Genomic DNA, 17,336 nt, shown 5'->3' with positions numbered 1-17,336 from the left:
ATTAATCCTCCTCAAAGAAGTTTTCGTCAATGTCCTTTATTTCATAGACACTTTTAACATAGACACCTACATTATGCTCTATCATGAGCGTTGCCAATTTATCTCCGTTAATAAGAACTATCTTCTTACCACTTGCCTTAGCCTCCTCAACTGTCCTAAATGCATCCGGAGTAAAATCAGAAGTTGTTATAAGAATACCCACGCTTGCACCTTTTCTTGTAAGGACACCAATAAATTCGTTTACTACCCTTGCACCCACTTTATTATCAGACCATCTTTTAGCCTGAATATATATCTCATCAAGACCTAATTTATCGGACTTCACAATACCATCTACCCCATCATCACGGGTTTGAGGAGTTTCTTTCGGTTCACCGTAGCCCAATTCTCTAAAGAGTTTGAGTATTAGCCCTTCAAAATTCTGCGGACTTATATTTTTTAACTTTTCAAGTAATTTCTGTTTCAGCTCATCCTGTAGTCTTTCATACGCATCTTCTATAGCTTCTTCAGGAGAAATAAGAATTAGACTCTCACCAGTTTTACCTCTATCTTTTACCTCGCTATATGAAGATTTTCCTCCTATCCATTCTTTGTAGTTACGATAGTTCGCCTTTAGGTAATTTATATCTACTTTGATACCAGCTCCTAATACCTTTTTCCCCTCATCAGTAATTCTATAGACACCTCTCCTAACATTTTCAATAAGCCCAGCTTTATTTAAGTGTGATATGGCCCACTCAATAACTTTTGGTATGCGTGGATACCCGCTCTTTAACCTATCCTGTAAATCCCTTTCAGATATGATGCCCTCTTTTAAAAGCTTTTCTATAACAGTTGATTTTATATGCTTTCTATCCGCTCCCGTTTCAGGTTTATCTACAGTAGCAGAAAGCACATGATTAAGAACTTCATTAACGGATAGCATAGTCATCTCCCAAAAACATATCGTAATTACTTGAAAACACTTGCCAGCTCCACAGCCTTTTTTGCTCCATCCCACATATCTTCTGCCGTGATGAAGTTAAGACCTGATTCTTTTAGGAGTTTTTTACCTTCTTCCACATTCGTGCCTTCCATCCTGACTACCACAGGTACCTTTATATCTACCATCTTTGCCGCCTCTATGAGACCCTGAGCCAGCCTGTCGCATCTGAGGATGCCACCAAAGATATTTATGAAAACCGCCTTGACATTTTTATCCGCCATAAGGATTCTAAAGGCATTGGCTATTTGTTCCACATTGGCACCACCACCCACATCAAGGAAGTTGGCAGGATTACCTCCAGCAAGCTTTATTATGTCCATGGTGGTCATGGCAAGTCCCGCACCATTTACCATACAGCCAATGTTTCCATCCAGTTTTATGTAGTTAAGGTTGTAGCGTTTTGCTTCTACCTCAAGAGGGTCAAGCTGGGTGAGGTCTTCCAGCTCTTCAAGATCCTTGTGCCTTATAAGGGCATTGTCGTCCAGCTCCACCTTTGCATCTAAAAGCACGAGATTTCCTTCCTTTGTAAGCACAAGCGGGTTTATCTCCACAAGGCTTGCATCCAAATCCATATATGCTTTGTAGAGAGCCAGAGCTATCTTTACAAATTCATTTATTGGAAGTCCCAGTCTGAAGGCTATTCTCCTTGCCTGAGAAGGCATGAGGCCAAGGGCTGGGTCTATGTGGAACATGATTATGGCTTCTGGCTTTTCTTTTGCTACCTCTTCTATTTCCATACCACCTTCCGCGGAGGCCATCAAGATAGGCTTTGAGACAGACCTGTCAAGGGTTATGGAGAGGTAATACTCCTTTTCAATATTCGTTGCCTTCTCTATCCATACTCTACTTACAGGCTTTCCATCAGGACATTGGAAAGTCTTTAAAACCTTTCCCAGCATTCCCTCCACTGCCTGCTGTAGCTCTTCCATGTTTTTCACAAGCTTTACACCACCAGCCTTTCCTCTACCTCCACAATGCACCTGAGCCTTTACCACGAGGGGAAATTCACCAAGCTCCTCTGCTACTTGACAGGCTTCTTGAAGGCTAAAGGCTACTCTACCCTCTGGTACAGGAAGGCCATACTTTTTTAGAATTTCTTTTGACTGATGCTCGTGCAGTTTCATGCCTGCCTCCAAAAAGGTTTCAAAAGATTATAGCAAAAGTCATAGGCTTTCGTTATGCTTATTCTTATGGGTCATATAAAGAGAAAAGCCCAGATGGCAAAGGTTATGGCAAAGCACGGCTTTGGGCTTTTACTTTTCAGGCTTGGGCTTGGACACCTTGTGCCTTTTCATTGGGGTCTTTTTGGACACAGAAAAAAAGAAAAACCTTACAGACCGGAAGAACATCTAAGGCTTGCCTTTGAAGAGCTTGGTCCCACCTTTATAAAGCTTGGGCAAATACTAAGTGTAAGACCAGACCTGCTACCCGAGGAGTATATTGATGAGCTTTCTAAACTACAGGATAGAGTGCCACCCTCCGATACAGCGTCTATAAAAAAGGTTATGGAAGAGGAGCTCGGTAAAAGTGTAGAAGAGCTCTTTGAATACTTTGAGGAAACACCGATAGCTTCAGCCTCTATAGGTCAAGTGCATAGAGCAATTCTCAAGAGTGGGGAGAAGGTTGTCCTAAAAGTTCAAAAGCCAGAGGTGGAAAAACAGATAATGGAAGACCTTGAAGTTTTTGAAGAACTGATAGAAACAGTTACAAGAAGCGAGCTGGGAAGAAGATGGGATTTAAGATCCCTTTTTGAGGAATTCTCCTACACGATAAAAAATGAGCTTGATTACATAAGGGAAGGTAGGAACTGCGACACCTTTAGAAAGAACTTTAAGGGAGACCCTGACATATACATACCAAAGGTCTTTTGGGAATATACGACAAGGAAAGTCTTATGCCTTGAATATGTGGGAGGAATAAAGATAAACAGCCTTGAAGAGCTTAAAAGGGAGGGACATGACCTTAAAAGGCTTGCAAGGAAAGGCACAGGTATGTATTTGAAGATGATATTCAGAGATGGCTTTTTCCATGCAGACCCGCATCCGGGAAACCTTCTTGTTATGAAAGATGGAAGGATAGCCCTCCTTGACCATGGTATGGTGGGAACCATAGACAGCATGGGAAGGCTAAACCTATTCCAGTTAATGTATGGCATAGTTAAGGGGGATACGGACCTTGTAATGGATGCGGTCTATGACCTTGGCGTGCAGACAAAGAGGGGAAGCGATCAGTTTTTAAAGAGGGAGCTTGAAATCCTATTTTCCTACTACTTTATGCAACCCATAAGGGAAATTAAGCTTTCAAAGATAGTAAATGATACGCTTAAGCTTTCTTATAAATATGGCATGAAGATACCCTCCGACCTTTACCTGCTTTTAAAGACCTTAGCCCTTGCAGAAGGCACAGGCATACAACTTGACCCAAACTTTAGGCTTATTGAAAAGATTGAGCCTGTTGTTAAAAGAGGCTTTAGACAGATGATTCTGCCTATGCTCACTAAGAGAGAAGTTTTAAGAAATACACTAATGGCTACAAAGTTGGGACTACAGGCTGTTTCAAAAACAAAGAAATTCCTGAGAGATTTGGAAAGGGGAGAGGTAAGGGTTTCCGTTGATTACACAGGTGAGGAAAGGCTCATAGAAGACCTCAGGAAGGATATAAACAGGCTTGCCATGAGTGTAATAACCCTCGGCTTCCTTCTTATGACAACCCTTATAGTCCTTTTTGTTGCACCTTACATAATAAAGGAGTATATAGTCTATGCAATTCTCATACTGACCCTCTTCATGCTCATATACGGCTTTATGAAGCTAAAAGCCACATGATTCGATGCCTATAACCTCACTCATAACCTGTGCTTTTAATACAATGAAGATGGAGTAATTCACAGAAAGCTTTCACGACCTGTTTAGATGATACTCCCTTCTAAACTCTTCCCACTTTTTTTGCCTCGCCTCTTTTGAAGAAAAGGCAAGAACACCGAGCAGATAAGATACAGCTATAATCAATATAAAAACCAAAAGAATGATAGTATTTTTGTTCATGTTTTTCTCCCTTTAACCAAAGGGGGCAAAGCCCCCGAGATATCAAGAGTGTTGAGGTTTATGATTATAATCGTAAGGATCCCAGTCAGAAGGTAGTTCGGGAATACGATCAAAGTTGTGAGGAGGTGGTGGTGAAGGTATCTGCCATTCTAAGGAGTTGGAACCCCATGGATTTGAACCGGCTTCTTTACCTTTTACAGCTGAGATTATCCAGTTTATGAGGCTAAGGAAAATACCAAAGGCAAGGATAAAAGCTCCTATCGTCTGTATGTGCTGAAGCTCTATGAATTCGGGTATAGGCGGGTAGTCTGCGTATCTTCTGGGCATACCTTCAAGACCTATGATGAACTGGAAGAAGTAAAAGAGGTTTGATCCTATCATAATTATCCAGAAGCTGATCTTTCCGAGCTTTTCATTGTACATTCTACCGGTAAGCTTAGGAAACCAATAATATATCCCACTAAAGGCTCCAAGGGTTGTAGCCATTCCAAGGACATAATGGAAATGTGCCACAACGAATTGAGAGTCCTGAGCGTTTATGTCAAAGGATGGGAGTGCAAGAGGTATACCGGTAAGACCTCCTATGAGAAACATGAATATACCGCCTAAGGTAAATAGCATCGGTGTAGTGTACCTTATAGAGCCTTTGTGAAGGGTTGCGACCCAGTTAAAGATCTTTATACCTGTTGGAACACCTATGAGAACCGTCGTGTAAGAGAAAACGATCCTCACCCAATCCGGTATCCCTGAGGTAAAGAGGTGATGCACCCAGACCATGAATCCCAGAAGGGCTATCGCCCATATGGCAAATACCATCGTAACTTGTCCGAAGATAGGTTTTCTTGAAAAGGTTGCTATGACTTCCGAAAAAACGCCAAAGGCTGGTAATATCATCACGTAAACCGCCGGATGCGAGTAAAACCAAAATACGTTTTCGTATATGAGGGGATCTCCACCAAGATTCGGATTGAAGAAGTTGGTCCCAAGGTACTTGTCAAGAAAGAGCATGGTAACCGCACCTGCAAAGGAAGGCACGCCTAACAGCTGTATAACGTTGGCAGCCATTATACCGTGAAGTATCAAGTTCATATTTTTGAGTGTTACTCCCGGCGCTCTCATTCTTAGAGTGGTAGTAATAAAGTTAACCGCACCCATAATAGAAGACGCACCTACGAGATGAACTATGAAAACGTAGAGGGCTGTGGTACCTGCATCATCATTCAACGAGTAAGGTGGGTATCCTGTCCACATCATCCTTATGTGATTGGAAGGTATGAGAGTCAAAAGCACAAGTACACTTGCTGCGAAGAATGTCCACCAGCTAAGGGCATTGAGCCTAGGGAAAGCAACATCTCTAGCTCCTATCATTAGAGGGATTAAGAAATTGGCAAAAGCGCTCCACACACCTATCGCCCACCATAAAAGCATAACAACACCATGTCCGGTAAGAAGGTAATTGTATGTTTCTGGAGACATAAACTGAAGTCCAGGTTGCCAAAGCTCCAGTCTTATACCGAGAGCCATCAAGCCCGCAACTATAAAGAAAAGCAGGGTAGTTACGCCGTAAAAAACGGCTATCTTCTTGTGATCAGTTGTAAAGATCCATTCCCTGATACCTGCACTGTACCAGGGTCTGTAAACGCCTACAGCTGCCATCACTGCACCTCCTTTGCGTTACTTGCTAACTCAAGACTACTTGCCGATTGAGTTACACCAGCTCTTACCCACTTATCAAACTCTTCCTGAGGGACCACTTTTATTATAGCAACCATATGCGAGTGTTGTGTACCACAGTACTCTCTACAGAAAGCCCAATATTCACCAGGTTTGTTTATTTGAAACCACAGATGCGTTATCCTTCCAGGCACAGCATCCTCCATAACCTTAGCAGGACGCACATAAAAGGAGTGTATCACATCCCTTGAGGTGAGAAGCACTTTGATTGGTTTGCCAGCGGGAAGGACTATCTTCTGTTCTTCAGGTATCTTGTAGTCGGGACTGAAGAAAGCAAAAACCTTTTTTCCTGTAGGGTAATCCACTTCCCATCCCCACATAAACCCTGTCACTTTAATTTCCATAGCACCCTGCGGTGCGTTCCTTTGCTGTCTGTAGAAAACGAAACTCTGTGTAGCTAAGTATATGACTATGAGGAGAGGTATAACTGTCCACGTAACTTCAAGGGCGTTATTTCCCTCAATATGCTCACCTTCTTCGTTCTTTCCGGGTTTGTATCTGTACTTTATCATAAAGTAAAGCATGGGTATGGCAACTACAAGATAGATCACAATCGCTATAAATAGCCAGATATCGTATATTCTGTCCCACAGATTTGCAGGATAAGCGAGTGGCTCAATGCTCATTTTTATACCTCCTGAACTTTCTTAAAAGTCAAAGTTAATAAGCCTGTAACACCTAAAAGGCTAAAACCCATTACCGCAAAAATCACGAGCGGATCTATGACGTACTTGCTCCTGCTCGGATCGTACCTGTAACAAGCGAGCAGAGCGAGATCCACTATATTGTTGATGGTAGGTTTGTCCCTTTGGGCATCAATAAGCGCAAGTTTTATATCCTTAGTTTTCGGAAAAGTTCCAAAAAGGTATCTCATGACTTTTGCATCAGGAGAGAGAAATATAAGAGTATTCGGATGGATAAAAGTCCTGTCCCTTTCTGAGAAAAAGAACCTGAATCCTACACTCTTTGTAAGATCTTTGATATCCTCCTCCTGTAAAATACCGAAAGTCCAGTTTTGTGGAACTCTCCCAAGCTTTTCCTTAAAAGCCTTCAAAGTATCCATGCTGTCCCTTTTGTCAAAGGAAAGGACAAGCACATTGAAACCATTGCCATCAAGATCCTTCACCGCTTTGAGCAGATTTTCTGTAAGTATGGGGCAGGATGCGTCACACGTATAATAGGCAAGCTGAAGTATGGTGGGTTTTTTATCTACCACCTTGTAAAGACTTGACCACCCTTTGTCTGTAAGTATGGTGTAATCTTTCAATTTCTTGCCTAAATATAGGTCTTGCTGAATCTCCAATACCGAAGGATCAAAGTAAGAGTTTTTGGGAAGTTTGTCGTAAGAGAATGATAAGCTCACAAGGAGAAGGATGAAGAAAAGCCCTTTCACACGAGACCTCCTATGATGTATGCACTGCTTGCAACGAGAAGCCACATGAGGTCTACAAAATGCCAGTATATACTTACAGCTTTGAACATGGTCGTTCTGTGAGAGGACATTCTGCCAGAAAGTAGTAGCCAAAGAACGTAGAGCTGGGATATGAGACCTACGATTACGTGGGATGTGTGTATACCGGTAAGAGCATAAAAACCTGTACCATACATGTTTGAACTTAGTGTAAATCCTTCATGCCACAGGTGTTGCCATTCATTAAAGTGTATGACTACGAAGGCTATGCCTAAAAAAAGTGTAGCTATGAGCCAGAGTATAGACGATCCCCTTTTGCCTCCTTCGGCTGATTTTTCAGAGATTAGTATGGTAAAGCTGGAAGCCCAAAGTATGAGGGTCAGTATGGCAGGTATGACGAAGTTCATATGCGGTACCCAACTGTGCCATATGTCCGCATGCGTAACTCTCGCTGTCCAAAAGGCGGCAAACATAGTACCGAAGATGATCACTTCCGTTGCTATAAAGAGCGTAATGGCAAGGCTACCAAGCCCTTCTTCATGACCTTTCTTAAAAAATTCGTCAGCCCAGCCTATGAGTCCAAAAACCATAAGCAGGACTGATACACCTCCAAGTACGAGTCCAAGTATAGGTTGGTGCCACGCAAAGTAGGAAGTTAGAGCTATGGGTAGCAGAAGGACACCTATACCCACAGGTAGGGGCCAGAAACTCGTTTCGTGTGCCCCAAGGTGATGATGCACCTCGTGTTGTGCCATGAGTTTTACCTCCGCTGATTTTTTTGAAGTATACCACTGCTTATCTTTCTTGGCAATTAAAAATACTTATTATATGTATAAGCCTATCTTATGGAATTTACTGAGAAGAAAGTCTCAAAATGATGAAGTCAGCCCTTCTGTTTGTAAATCTCCCAATGGATGTTCTGTTTTCGGCTATATACCTTTCCTTTCCAAAACCTACCGTATCTATTCTACTTTCTTCTATTCCGTGCTTAACCAGATAATCCTTTACAGCTTTCGCCCTTTTCAAAGCGAGTTTGTCATTGTATGCTTTAGTCCCTATGTTGTCAGTATAACCTTCAATCCTTACCCTTACGTTGGGATTTTCTTTGAGGGTTTTTACCACTTCGTTAAGAAGTGGTATGTAATCCCTCTTTATGTTATACCTATCAAAGTCAAAGTGAATTCTTGCGGTTACCATAAGAGGTTCTTCCTTAGGAGCTTTCTCTTTGGGTCTCTCTTCCTCCTTGGTTGTCTGATATTCTTTTTGTAGTTCAGCTTTTGGCACTTCAACTTTACCTGTATAACACTCTAATTTGTTATCTATTGCGGATCTCAGCTTTTCCTGAGCGATCAAACTGCTATTTACCGCATCATTGTAAAACTTCATAAACGCTATCTGATTTATCTTTTCCTTTTTAATTTCGTATACGAGTGCGTCATAAGCAACTTCTGCCCGCGCAAGCTCTTGAGGTGCGCAATTATCCCCCTTATTTTCCCTCAAATAACGGAGTCTTTCGTTTATTTCCCTTAGGCTCAATCCGCTTGCCTTTTCAAGTTCTTTATTTTCCACAATATCCAGATTATCCAACCCCTTTAGTCCCCCCAGAGCTTTTGATGCGGAACTCATGCTCTTTATAGCAAACATTTTTGAGCCTATACCGTCCTGTTCAGAAGCTAAATATACGGAAACATCGCTGTAAGCTCTTGCCTTCTCAAAATGATACCTATCTTTTTCTTCTGCACCTGATTTGTAGGCTACTTCCACGATTCTAAGAGCTTCGTTTATGCCGTCCATAATGTTGAAACTGTATTCTTGAGCGTATACAACTGCAGAAAATATACATACCAGATATACCATCAGAATTTTTTTCATCTTTCCTCCTCCTTTTGTGTTAATTATAATGTAGTTTAATCGTGAGAGCTATTCTTCAGAGGGTAAAGTCTTCGTGGGTTTTGGTAAATGGAACGGAAGTTGGGAGGATAGGTATAGGTGTAAATGTGCTTCTCGGCGTGGGAAAAACTGATGAAGAAGATGATGCCAGAAAGTTGGCTGACAAGATCCTCAACTTGAGAATTTTTGAAGATGAGAAGGGAAAATTCCAGTACTCTCTCCTTGATGTAAAGGGTTCAGCTCTGATAATTCCCCAATTTACCCTCTATGCGAATGTGAGAAAAGGCAGAAGACCCAGTTTTGAAGAAGCTGAAAATCCCAAAAGGGCTGAGGAGTTATACAACCACTTTGTGGAAATCATGTCCACAAAAGTTCCAGTAAGCACGGGTAAATTTGGAGCTATGATGGAGGTTTACATACTAAATTGGGGTCCTGTGACCATTTTTCTGGACAGTAAGGAGCTTTAATATGCCTCACTTTCCAGCTTTTGTGAATCTTGAGGGTAAACAGATAGTTGTGGTGGGCGGAGGAAAGGTTGCGGAGAGAAAGATAGAAAAACTCCTTCCCTTTAAACCATGTATAAAGGTAGTCTCTCCGAAAGTCACCGAAAATATAGAGAGACTTAGTAAAGAAGGAAAGCTTCACCTTGTGAAGAGAAAATTCCTCTTACCTGACATAAGAAAAGCCTTTATGGTTATAGTAGCTGTTGACGATGTGAATCTTCAGAAGAGAATTTACAATTATTGTAGGAGGAAACATATCTTTTGCAACGCTGTTGATAGTCCTGAGTTTTGTACCTTTATATTTCCTGCACTCATAACGAGAGGTGATGTGATAATAGGTGTATCCACTTCTGGAAAGGTTCCGGCACTTTCGCGCACTCTCAGAGAGTATTTACAAAGGATACTACCTGAGGATCTTGAAAGTATAGAAAAAAAATTAGAAAAGGTAAGGAAAGGACTTCCAAAAGGTAGAGAAAGACAGCAAATTATGATAAGGCTTTCTCGGAAACTTCTTAATTTATAATGTTTCTAAATGTGGGTTTTGGGTCAGCACGACGAACCTTACAAAAAGCATAGAAACTCAATACTCAATCTCGTAGGAAATACACCTTTGGTGAAGATAAGGAAGATGATTCCTAAGGAAATATCTCCTAAGGTGGAAATATACGCAAAGCTTGAGAGTTTCAATCCTGGTGGTTCAGTAAAAGATAGACCCGCTTTGAGTATGTTTCTGTCAGCTGTGCAGGAAGGCATCTTAAAAGAAGGTAAGGTTGTAATAGATGCCACGTCGGGAAATACAGGTATAGCATTGGCTATGGTAGGTGCTGCCTTTGGTGTACCTGTGGAGCTTGCCATGCCAGCAAATGTCAGCGAAGAGAGGAAGAGAATAATAAGGGCTTACGGAGCTAAGGTTTACTTCACGGATCCTCTGGAAGGTACTGATGGAGCCATACTTTTTGTTAGAGAGAAGGTGGCAAAGGAACCAGAAAGGTACGTTTATTTGGATCAGTACAACAATCCCGCTAACTGGAAGGCTCACTTTTACTCCACAGGTATAGAGATATGGTATCAAACGAGCGGGCGTATAACTCACCTTGTTGCAGGTATAGGAACTGGAGGTACTATAATGGGAACAGGAAGAAGATTAAAAGTTTATAATCCTCAAGTACAGGTAGTGGGGGTACAACCTGCATACCCCTTTCACGGCATAGAAGGTCTAAAGCATATAGAAAGTTCCATAAAGCCCGGTATCTTTGATGAGACGTTTTTAGACAGAACGATATTTGTAGAGACAGAACACGCGTACGAAATGACAAAAAGACTGGCAGTTGAAGAAGCTATTTTTGCAGGACAATCTTCTGGTGCAGCCCTTCATGCAGCTTTTGAACTTGCGAAAGATCTTGATGAAGGTGTCATAGTGGTCATCTTTCCCGATGGAGGAGAAAAATATTTGACTACATCACCTTTTAAAGAATAAATATATTAAAATATGGTGAAGAAAGATGGGTAAGAGCATAAGGTACACAGACAGAAACCATGAACCTATGCTTCCCCCTCAGGAAAGGAACAAAACCTTCAGAGAATACGCTCTTGGATTTTCTGTAAGCATAGCGCTTGATGAAGCAAAAAGATGTCTCTTTTGCAAAGATGCTGATAAAAGGTGTATAAAGGGTTGCCCTGTAAACGTGGATATACCAGGATTTATCAGGAAGATAACCGAGGGTGATCTGATAGGTGCTTATAGGAAGATAATAGAAACGGATCCGTTCCCTTCCATATGCGGAAGGGTGTGCCCTCAGGAAAGACAGTGTGAAGGTTCGTGCATACTTTACTACGATACTGTGAGGGGGAAAAAAAATAAAGGATTACCTGTAAGCATAGGTGCTCTTGAAAAGTTTGTAGGTGATTTTGTGCGCGTATCTGGTATAGAAATATATGAAGAGCTAAAAGAACCTACTGGTAAAAAGGTAGCAATTATAGGTGCAGGTCCTGCAGGTCTTGCATGTGCCTATGATCTTCTCAAATGGGGACACGAAGTTCATATCTATGAGGCGCTTCAAAAAGCTGGAGGTGTAATGCTTTACGGTATTCCACCTGCAAGGCTTGATAGGGAAGTGCTTGAGTGGGAGATCAGCAGATTAGAGAAAATGGGTGTAAAGTTCTTTTTTGGGTATGTGGTGGGAAGAACAATTAGTCTAAAGGAGCTTTTGGAAAGTTACGATGCTGTGTTTTTGAGTGTAGGGGCAGGGAGAGGATCTCTTGGCATAAAGGGGGATCATTTAGTAGGTGTTTATTCAGCTATAGAGGTACTTACACGTACAAACCTTATGCGTGCATGGGATTTCCCGCAGGTTTCCACACCTGTAAATTTAGGAAGAAGGACGGTCATAATAGGTGGGGGTTTTACCGCTGTTGATTGCGCAATAACAGCATTACGTTTAGGCATTGAAACGCACATAGTATACAGAAGAACGAGAGAGACGTCCTCAGCCAGAGACGAAGAGTGGGATCACATAAAGGAGGAAGGTGCCGTGATACACTGGCTTACTCAACCTATTGAGATAATTGGCGATGAAGGGGGAAGGGTAACAGGAGTAAAATGCATAAAAATGCAACTGGGTGAGCCTGATGAAAGTGGAAGACCAAAACCCGTACCAGTACCCAATTCGGAACATATCATAGAGTGTGACTCGGTGATATTCGCCATAGGTCAAAAACCTAATCCTATAGCTTACGATGGCTTTGAAGGACTTGAACTGACAAAGTGGGGTACTGTTAAAGTGAATGAACAGTTCAGAACGAGCATTCCAGGACTTTTTGCAGGCGGCGATGTAGTAAACGGTGGAGACACAGTTGTGAGAGCTGTATCTCACGGTAGAAAAGCTGCAAAGGCGATAGATGAATACCTTATGAAGGAGGTGAGAAGATGAAGAAAGTAGCTATCGGCATAGCCCTTGTGCTACTTGCATTCTTCGTGGTAAGATCTTGTAAAGAATCTCCCCAGGATGAGGCAAAACAGACAGTTAAAGAGTTCGTATCAGCCATAAAAGACAGAGATGGGGAAAAAGCTGTAAAGCTTCTTTATCCACCCTTCAGAGATGCCCTCGTACAAAACGTAAAACTACCTATAGAGATCACGGAGATGAAACCTTCAGAACTTCTCGCCTGTATACTCTCAAGTATGGGAAAAAATATAAAGAGTGTCAAGTATCTTGATACAAAGAAGATAGATGACCAACACGTTGAAGTGCTTGTCAAGGTTATAGATAAGGAAGGGATAGAAAAGCTCTTCAGTTTCATACTGATAAAGGATGAAAAGAGGTGGAGAATAGCGAGCATAGCTTCTTTAAGATGAGGATCCTCATATGGCAGACCGCTTATTTAGGGGATGTTATCCTGACTACACCCTTGATAAGAACCTTGCGGGAGAATATTCCCGATGCTAAAATAAGCTTTGTAGGAAGACCCTTCATAATGGAGCTTTTGAAAGGTTACGATGTGAACCTTTTCCCTTTCAACAAAGGTTATCTTGAATCCCTCTACATTACTGAAAAGATAGCTTCGCATAATGTAGTTTTGTCACCCCACATATCAGCAAGATCGGCTTTTATCCTCTTCTTTTCACGCATACCGATGCGTGTTGGCTTTGACAGATCGGAACTTTCCTGGCTATACACTCACAAAGTAAAACATTCATGGAATAAGCATGAAGTTGAAAGGAACTTAGAACTCCTCAAGCCTTTGGGTATAAAAGAGGGTAGATGGGTAAGGGAAACTAAGCTCTTCGTTTTTGATCAAGAGGTGAAAGCCGTGAGTGAAAAGTTCAGCTTACCAAAGGAATACATAGTTCTGGCACCTTTTTCCAATTTTCCCTTAAAAGAGTGGTATACTGACGGTTGGATCGAGGTAGCCCGTTCACTCAAGGGTTATAAAGTGCTTATAGGAACCGAAAAAGACACACAAAAAGCTCTGGAGATAGAAAAGAAGGGCAAGGTTATAAATCTGACTGGTAAGACATCACTCAGAGATCTCATGGCTATACTTTCAAGAGCAAAGCTTATCATATCTGCAGATTCTTCACCTGTCCACATAGCAAACGCTTTGGGTGTGCCAGCAATATCCGTATACACATCCACCTCGCCGGTCTATGGTTTCTATCCGAGAATAGGCACCTTTCTATTGCCGGAAACTTCTTGCTCTCCTTGTTCCCCCAATCCTAAAAAATGCAGAACTGGAAGCTATGCCTGTCTGAGAGCTGTAAAGCCGGAAGAAGTTGTGGAGAAAGCTCTTAACTTCTTTTGATGCATATACCTGTACTTTTGAAAGAGAGTTTGGATCTTCTCATAAAAGAAGAAGGGGGTATTTATGTAGACTGCACAGTAGGTCTGGGAGGGCATGCCAAAGGGATACTTGAAAAGGACAGATACGCTTATATAGTAGGCATAGACAAAGATCCTCAAGCTCTAAAAATGGCTGAGGAGAATCTCAGAAAGTTTGAAGGCAGATACTCCTTATATCATGCAGATTTTAGTGACTTAGATAAAGTGCTGTATAAAGAAGGTATAAGAGAGGTAGATGGTTTCCTCTTTGATCTGGGCGTGTCCATGCTACAGCTAAAAAGCCCGCGAGGTTTCTCCTTTCAGAGGGACGAACCTCTTGATATGAGGATGAATCCTCAAGATAAAAAAACCGCCTATCAGGTAGTGAATACATACAGTGAAAGAGAACTTACGAGAATATTTAAAGAGTATGGAGAAGAACCTTATGCGGAGAAAATAGCAAAAGCTATAGTGATACAGAGATCGAAAGAACCCGTAAAGACAACTGGTGAACTTATCAAGATAATACTTTCCGTTACACCCAAAAGAAGAGGAAAGATACATCCCGCAACGAGGGTGTTCCAAGCCATAAGAATAGAGGTGAACGAGGAGTTAAAATCTCTTGAGATCGCTCTTGAAAAAACGCCGAAGTTCTTAAAGAAAGGGGGTAGACTTGTAGTCATATCCTTTCACTCTCTTGAAGACAGGATAGTGAAGAACTTCTTCAGAAGGCACATAGACACCTTTAAGATCTTGACAAAAAAGCCTATAAGACCTACTATGGAAGAGTTAAGAAAGAACCCTTCAAGCAGGAGTGCTAAACTCAGAGCGGGGGAGAGAATATGAGGTATATAGTAATATCGCTGGTACTTGTAGTAGCTAACCTACTTTACTCTGCCTACGCCTTAAAAACTTCTAAGGATTACGCTAAGAAACTTGCCCAGCTTAGGGCACAAATGGAGAGACAACTTAAACTCCGTGCTGAGATAGAAAAGCTGGTCAATTACGCAACCGCAAAAAACTATGCAAAAGCGGATGGTTTTATACCTATAGATTGGGGTAAGGTAAAGATCCTAAAAGATGTGCAAAAAAGCCTTCCAAAGTAAAATCATACATTTTTTTATTGGATAAAACCCTAAAACCTAACATATTTTTCTTTTTTCTTATACCTTTTATATTCAGCTTCCTTCTGAGACTATCAAAAAGTAAGTTTATAAACCTATCTTCAAAATTATCATCAACCTCAAGCACATAAGTATCTTCAACTATATCTTTGAACAATCTTCCCTCCATTGATATACAGGTGTTTATTATGTCAAGGAGTTCCCTATTTATTCTCTCCTGCCTCAATCTGTTCCTTTTCAGACTCAACTCCATTCTTTTGCTGTCTATGTTTTTCATTATTTCCCTCGTTTTTATAAACCTCGCAGAAAGCTCAGCAGTAAAATGCTCCAAAAATAGTTCCCTGAAAAGAAAGTTAAGGTAAAGTCTGAGGATCTGTTCAAGTATATATTCTTCGTCTCCTTCAAAATTTACAACACTCTCCCCGGTGTAAACACCTTTTATCTCTGGAGGAATGAACTTTACTATCTGGGGCTGGTAAGAGGCTATGCGTCCGAGAGCTATTGGTAGGGTGACGGGAGCTTTCTTAAAGAGTTCGTAGAATGTATAGGTTAACTCTATTCTCTCCCTTTTTATCTGTACTCTCTCCTTTTCTTCCTTTGTTAAAATATCCCTAATTAGTGGTCTATTGAAAGCTATATAAACTGAGTCGTAAAGTTTGGTCATATAGCCTTCCACGATGCTATGAAAAGCCTCCTGAGCAACTTGCCAATCTATATCTTTCCTAAAGACATCCGTGTATGTCTCTGTCCTTTCGTCTTTTCCTAAAAGCTCAGCACCCCTCTTGCCGATAACTATCAACTTTCTTACCTTGAGAGGAGGATTTTCAAGAAATGCGTGAACCTTTTCAAGAAGATGTTCGTTAAACTTTCCAACAAAACCTCTATCCGTAGTAAAAACAACCAGACAAAGAGTTTTTTCTTTCCTTCCAAGCACTCCACCCTTGTAAAGGTGGGTAAGCATTCCGAGAACTTCCTCCAGTCTGAGAAAGTACACGTGTTGAGCGCTTACTTCCGCATAATACTTTCTGTATCTATTCAGGGATAAGAGGTTCATAGCGTTTATGTACTTCTTTATAGAATTAAGATAGTTTACCTTATCGTCTAAATCCTTAACCCTCATGAATGGGGTACTATTCTGTAAAAACGCTTTTTACCAACCTGAATTTTCAACTCCTCATTTACTTCTATCTCTTCATTTTCGTCAGTTATTTTTCTGAAGTTTATCTTCAGACCTCCACCCTGGATAATACGCCTTGCTGAGTTTTTTGTAGCTTCTATGCCAAGTTCGTAAAGAAGTTCATACGCCTTCTTTTTCAACCCCTTTTTTACCTCTATAACTATAGCATCTTCTGGAAACTCTCTTTTGGAAAATGTCTTTTCAAAGTGTTCAAGAGCGATGTCTGCTTCTTTTTTTGAGTGGTACCTACTGACTATATAGTGTGCCAGCCTCTTTTTTGCTTCCATGGGATGGACTTCCCTTTTTATACGCTCAATTTCTTCCTCCGTATAGTCTGTAAGTAAAGCATAGTAGTCCCACATGAGTTGATCGGATATAGACATGATCTTGCCAAACATAGTTGTTGCCTCTTCTGTTATGCCTACGTAGTTTCCATAAGACTTGGACATTTTTCTAATTCCGTCAAGTCCTACAAGCAAAGGCAGTGTTATACATACCTGCGGTTCCTGCCCAGCATCTCTTTGAAGATCCCTTCCTACAAGTAGATTAAACTTCTGATCAGTTCCACCAAGTTCCACATCAGCTTTCAAAAATACCGAATCATACCCTTGAAGTAGTGGGTAGAGAAACTCGTGTATGTATATAGGAATACCTTCTTTGAATCTCTTTGAAAAGTCATCCCTCTCAAGCATTCTCGCAACAGTGTATTTACCGGCAAGTCTTATGATACCGTCAGATCCAAGTTCAGAAAGCCACGTACTGTTAAAAACTATATTGGTTTTTCCCGGATCAAGCACCTTAAAAACCTGATGTTCGTAAGTTTTTGCGTTTTCAAGCACCTGCTCTTTGGTTAATGGAGGTCTCGTCTCTAATCTACCCGTCGGATCACCTATCATAGCGGTAAAGTCACCTATAACAAAGTAAACCTCATGCCCGAGTTGCTGGAAGGTTCTGAGTTTTTGCAACAAAACGGTGTGTCCAAGATGTAAATCAGGTGCTGTGGGATCAAAACCCGCCTTTATTTTTAACCTTCTCCTACTTGTGAGTTTTCTAAGAAGCTCTTCTTCTTCAATGATCTCAGCAGTTCCCTTTTTAATCAGTTTGAACTGTTCTTCAGGTGTCATAATCAACATTTTAAGCCGATCCGAG

General features: G+C 41.2%; 19 protein-coding genes. 9 read left to right on the top strand and 10 right to left on the bottom strand.

Annotated elements, in window-relative coordinates; genetic code table 11:
• Position 1 precedes the first annotated feature (1 nt).
• Together ABWK04_04290 and sucC are read right to left on the bottom strand one after the other, a co-directional pair.
• Complete coding sequence (locus ABWK04_04290) at positions 2 to 925, bottom strand: restriction endonuclease (GenBank protein ID MEZ0361107.1); 924 nt, start codon at positions 923 to 925, stop codon at positions 2 to 4.
• Between the two features lie 26 nt (positions 926 to 951).
• Positions 952 to 2,109 carry an ADP-forming succinate--CoA ligase subunit beta gene (sucC, locus tag ABWK04_04285; protein MEZ0361106.1) on the bottom strand — a complete coding sequence of 386 codons (1,158 nt, stop codon included), beginning with the start codon at positions 2,107 to 2,109 and terminating at the stop codon, positions 952 to 954.
• Positions 2,110 to 2,175: 66 nt separating this feature from the next.
• Between sucC and ABWK04_04280 the strand changes: the two genes are divergently transcribed.
• Complete coding sequence (locus tag ABWK04_04280; protein MEZ0361105.1) at positions 2,176 to 3,810, top strand: AarF/ABC1/UbiB kinase family protein; 1,635 nt, start codon at positions 2,176 to 2,178, stop codon at positions 3,808 to 3,810.
• Positions 3,811 to 3,882: 72 nt separating this feature from the next.
• Here the strand turns inward: ABWK04_04280 and ABWK04_04275 are convergent, their stop codons facing one another.
• The 6 genes from ABWK04_04275 to ABWK04_04250 form a co-directional block, all read right to left on the bottom strand.
• Complete coding sequence (locus ABWK04_04275) at positions 3,883 to 4,029, bottom strand: hypothetical protein (GenBank protein MEZ0361104.1); 147 nt, start codon at positions 4,027 to 4,029, stop codon at positions 3,883 to 3,885.
• A 42-nt stretch (positions 4,030 to 4,071) separates the two neighbouring features.
• On the bottom strand, positions 4,072 to 5,685 hold the full coding sequence (locus tag ABWK04_04270) for a cbb3-type cytochrome c oxidase subunit I (GenBank protein ID MEZ0361103.1): 1,614 nt from the start codon (positions 5,683 to 5,685) through the stop codon (positions 4,072 to 4,074).
• Positions 5,685 to 6,389, bottom strand: coding sequence for a cytochrome c oxidase subunit II (gene coxB / locus ABWK04_04265; GenBank protein MEZ0361102.1), 705 nt, complete (start codon positions 6,387 to 6,389; stop codon positions 5,685 to 5,687). The genes ABWK04_04270 and coxB overlap by 1 nt, the downstream gene beginning before the upstream one ends.
• Positions 6,390 to 6,391: 2 nt before the next feature.
• On the bottom strand, positions 6,392 to 7,156 hold the full coding sequence (locus ABWK04_04260) for an SCO family protein (protein MEZ0361101.1): 765 nt from the start codon (positions 7,154 to 7,156) through the stop codon (positions 6,392 to 6,394).
• Complete coding sequence (locus tag ABWK04_04255) at positions 7,153 to 7,929, bottom strand: heme-copper oxidase subunit III (GenBank protein MEZ0361100.1); 777 nt, start codon at positions 7,927 to 7,929, stop codon at positions 7,153 to 7,155. The genes ABWK04_04260 and ABWK04_04255 overlap by 4 nt, the downstream gene beginning before the upstream one ends.
• 97 nt (positions 7,930 to 8,026) lie before the next feature.
• On the bottom strand, positions 8,027 to 9,046 hold the full coding sequence (locus tag ABWK04_04250) for an OmpA family protein (protein MEZ0361099.1): 1,020 nt from the start codon (positions 9,044 to 9,046) through the stop codon (positions 8,027 to 8,029).
• A gap of 41 nt (positions 9,047 to 9,087) precedes the next feature.
• Here ABWK04_04250 and dtd point away from each other — a divergent pair, with 41 nt between their 5' ends.
• Genes dtd through ABWK04_04210 form a run of 8 tightly spaced genes read left to right on the top strand, consistent with a single transcriptional unit; the run spans position 9,088 to position 14,992 of the window.
• The gene (gene dtd, locus ABWK04_04245; protein ID MEZ0361098.1) at positions 9,088 to 9,531 is read left to right on the top strand and encodes a D-aminoacyl-tRNA deacylase; all 444 of its coding nucleotides are present in this window, start codon (positions 9,088 to 9,090) and stop codon (positions 9,529 to 9,531) included.
• Between the two features lies 1 nt (position 9,532).
• Entirely contained in the window at positions 9,533 to 10,090 is a 558-nt protein-coding gene (locus ABWK04_04240; protein MEZ0361097.1) for a bifunctional precorrin-2 dehydrogenase/sirohydrochlorin ferrochelatase, read from the top strand.
• A gap of 9 nt (positions 10,091 to 10,099) precedes the next feature.
• Positions 10,100 to 11,044, top strand: a complete 945-nt coding sequence (gene cysM / locus ABWK04_04235; GenBank protein ID MEZ0361096.1) for a cysteine synthase B — start codon at positions 10,100 to 10,102, stop codon at positions 11,042 to 11,044.
• A gap of 25 nt (positions 11,045 to 11,069) precedes the next feature.
• Entirely contained in the window at positions 11,070 to 12,497 is a 1,428-nt protein-coding gene (gltA, locus tag ABWK04_04230; protein MEZ0361095.1) for an NADPH-dependent glutamate synthase, read from the top strand.
• On the top strand, positions 12,494 to 12,922 hold the full coding sequence (locus ABWK04_04225) for a DUF4878 domain-containing protein (GenBank protein MEZ0361094.1): 429 nt from the start codon (positions 12,494 to 12,496) through the stop codon (positions 12,920 to 12,922). The genes gltA and ABWK04_04225 overlap by 4 nt, the downstream gene beginning before the upstream one ends.
• Positions 12,919 to 13,869: a glycosyltransferase family 9 protein gene (locus ABWK04_04220; protein ID MEZ0361093.1), complete on the top strand. Its 951-nt coding sequence runs from the start codon at positions 12,919 to 12,921 to the stop codon at positions 13,867 to 13,869. The genes ABWK04_04225 and ABWK04_04220 overlap by 4 nt, the downstream gene beginning before the upstream one ends.
• Complete coding sequence (gene rsmH, locus ABWK04_04215; GenBank protein ID MEZ0361092.1) at positions 13,869 to 14,732, top strand: 16S rRNA (cytosine(1402)-N(4))-methyltransferase RsmH; 864 nt, start codon at positions 13,869 to 13,871, stop codon at positions 14,730 to 14,732. The genes ABWK04_04220 and rsmH overlap by 1 nt, the downstream gene beginning before the upstream one ends.
• Complete coding sequence (locus ABWK04_04210) at positions 14,729 to 14,992, top strand: hypothetical protein (protein MEZ0361091.1); 264 nt, start codon at positions 14,729 to 14,731, stop codon at positions 14,990 to 14,992. The genes rsmH and ABWK04_04210 overlap by 4 nt, the downstream gene beginning before the upstream one ends.
• Here ABWK04_04210 and ABWK04_04205 read toward each other — a convergent pair.
• On the bottom strand, positions 14,934 to 16,130 hold the full coding sequence (locus tag ABWK04_04205) for a FoF1 ATP synthase subunit gamma (GenBank protein MEZ0361090.1): 1,197 nt from the start codon (positions 16,128 to 16,130) through the stop codon (positions 14,934 to 14,936). The genes ABWK04_04210 and ABWK04_04205 overlap by 59 nt on opposite strands.
• Positions 16,127 to 17,311, bottom strand: a complete 1,185-nt coding sequence (gene tyrS / locus ABWK04_04200; GenBank protein ID MEZ0361089.1) for a tyrosine--tRNA ligase — start codon at positions 17,309 to 17,311, stop codon at positions 16,127 to 16,129. Before tyrS ends, ABWK04_04205 begins: the two co-directional genes overlap by 4 nt.
• Between the last annotated feature and the right edge of the window lie 25 nt (positions 17,312 to 17,336).

Origin of the sequence: Hydrogenobacter sp. (genome assembly GCA_041287335.1) — a bacterium.
In the GTDB taxonomy this organism is placed as follows: domain Bacteria; phylum Aquificota; class Aquificia; order Aquificales; family Aquificaceae; genus Hydrogenobacter.
The sequence above is the reverse complement of the archived record's forward strand: the minus strand, read 5'-3'. Positions and strand labels throughout refer to the sequence as shown.